At 64.8% G+C, this 2,618-nt stretch carries 2 protein-coding genes; both read left to right on the forward strand.

The window, feature by feature from the left end; genetic code table 11:
• Positions 1 to 1,196: glycoside hydrolase family 4 (locus GXY33_17015; protein NLX06840.1), on the forward strand; the 1,196-nt coding region annotated here is incomplete at its 5' end.
• A 55-nt stretch (positions 1,197 to 1,251) separates the two neighbouring features.
• Positions 1,252 to 2,618, forward strand: a 1,367-nt coding sequence (locus tag GXY33_17020; protein ID NLX06841.1) for a family 20 glycosylhydrolase, incomplete at its 3' end; no start/stop codon positions are given.

A 2,618-nucleotide genomic window follows, 5' to 3' on the forward strand; every position in this document is an offset into this window, starting at 1 on the left:
GCAGCACCGACCGCAGGAAGGTCATGAAGGGTTCGGACTTCGTGGTGCTGACGTTCTCGGACCGCAACGCCCATTTCCGCGGCGTCGACACGCGGATCGCCGCCAAGCACGGGGTGCGGATGTGCAGTTCGGACACCATCGGGCCGGGCGGGATCTTTCGGGCGATGCGTGAAATCCCGCACGTTCTGGCGATGGCCAAGGACGCTGAGCGGCTCTGCCCGCAGGCGTGGATCATCAACTTCGTGAACCCCACCAGCGTGCTGGGAATCGCGCTGAAGCGTTACGTGCCTCACCTGCGGACCTTCGCCCTCTGCGACGGGCACCACGAGCCGTACAACACGCTGAACTGGTGCAAGCGGCTGGACATTCTGCCGCCGGAGGCGACGGTGGTTCCGCCGGAGGTGCATAACAAGCTGGAGCTCAAGATCGGCGGCGTGAACCACTGCACGTGGCTGGTGCGGTTCCGCTATGACGGTGTGGACATGATGCCGAAGCTGCGCAGGAAGCTGGCCGAGTGGGTTCGCGAGGAAGGGCGGAATCCCGCTGAGAAGGCCAAGCCCCGGTTCAACCACGCCTACGAGATGCAGCTATTCGATCTTTACGGAGCGTTTCCGACGGCGGCGAGCCACACCAAGGAATACGTGCCGTTCTTCCAGGGGTACGGTGTCAAACCTAATCAGCCGGAGCCGATCCGCCTGTTCGACGCTGAGAACCGGGCCGAGGAGATGGCGGCGGCGTGGAAAGACACCGAAGCCTACGCAGCGGGCAAGCTGAGCGTTCAGCAGTTCCTCAAGGACACCCACTCCGACCACGCGACCGACATCATCGAGAGCATGTGGGGCGGGTTGGGCAAGCCGTTCTACATCAACTCATTTAATCGCGGAGCGATCACCAACATGCCGGACGACGCGTTCGTCGAGCTGCGGTCGGACGTGGATATGCACGGTCCGCGTCCTCAGCCGTTCGGGCCGATGCCGCGCGGCCTGCTGGCGCTGCAGATGCAGGTGCTCGATACGCACGAATTGACGACTGAGGCGGCGGTCACCGGCGACCGGGCGATCCTGCGGCGGGCCATGCTGACCGACCCGATCTGCAACAACATCGCCGACGCCGATGCGTGCATCAAGGATCTGCTGGAAGCGGAGAAGGACGCATTGCCTCGCTATTGGTATCTTGGGAAGGGGAAGAAGCGCTAAGCCCGCCATCCGGCGGTCGATCGCTGAATGGTGATATGGTTGATGGAGTGACGGCATGAGCAAATTGTTTTCGCGGAAGACACCGGCGATTGAGACGCGGTGCATTCATCTGGACCTCAAGGGTCTGCCGCCCTCAGCCGAGCGGCTGCTGGATATTCCGGAGATTCTCTCGCGGCTGCGGGTCAACTGCGTGCTGGTGGAGTGGGAGGATGTGTATCCCTGGTCGCGGCATCCGCAGTTGCGGTGCGAGACGGCGTACGACGAGGCGACGGTGGGCGAGTTTCTCAACCGCCTGGCCGAGCGCGGGATCGAGGTGATACCGCTGGTGCAATGCCTCGGGCACTTTGAGACGGTGCTGCTTCGTCCGGAGTTCGCGCACCTGCGCGAGTTGGACCGCAGCGCCGGGGAGTTGTGCCCGTCCAACCCGGAGTCGGCCCGGATCGTGATCGAGCTGATCGACGATGTGCTGCGGACGCACGGGTCACGGGCCAGGCGATTCCACATCGGCGGCGACGAGCCGTGGACGTTTGGCTCGTGTCCCAGGTGCAAGGAGCTGATCGAGCAGGAGGGAAAGGACGGCTTGTACCTTCGGCACATCGATCCGATCCTCAAGCACCTGGAAGACCGCGGCATCCGGCCGCTGCTGTGGGACGACAAGATGCGGGACTGGCCGATTGAAAGCCTGCGCAGACTGGCGGAACGGGCGGAATTGATGGTCTGGAGCTACACGGAAGACATCTTCGGCCGCAAGGGCGGATGGCTCACTTCGCAGCATCTGGACCGCTACGACCAGGCCGGCTTCGATTGGTGGGGCGCGCCGGCGTTCAAACTGACCAGCGCGGGCGAACTGCCCGAGGCCAAGCCGCGGATCGAGAACACGCTGGCCTGGACCAAGACGGTAACGGCCCACGGCAGGCGAAGCGTGGCGGTGACCGGATGGAGCCGCGGCGACGTCTGCCGGACCGCGATGTGCGGCCTCGAGCCGGTCTGGGACTTGGTGGTGCTGGCGGCGGCGATCATGTGGGACGGCAAGCTGCCGCGCGGCCACGTCGAAGCGGCGCGGGAATTCGTGACGCAAGGGCCGCTGCGCGACCTGGTGGGCCCGCGGTTTACCGAGTGCCGCGAGGCGGTGCGTGAGCTATGCGAGTGGAACCAAGCGATCGCAGCCGATCCGAACTGGGCGATAATGGAGGTCGCCGCGTGGGTCAGCTTCGAGCCGCAGCGGATGAACCCGAACAACAACGACCGTTTCTGGAAGATGGGCGAGCTGCGGCGGCACATCGAGCGAGGGATCGCTCTGGGTCAGCGCGTGATCGAGACGCAGCGCGGACTGGTGGACGACCACTGGCTGCGGATCTTCGTCGACGCCCGTGTGCAGCACAGGATCAACCGGTTCAACGCCCTGTGCCGCGGCGCGCGGGA

The organism is Phycisphaerae bacterium, assembly GCA_012729815.1.
In the GTDB taxonomy this organism is placed as follows: domain Bacteria; phylum Planctomycetota; class Phycisphaerae; order JAAYCJ01; family JAAYCJ01; genus JAAYCJ01.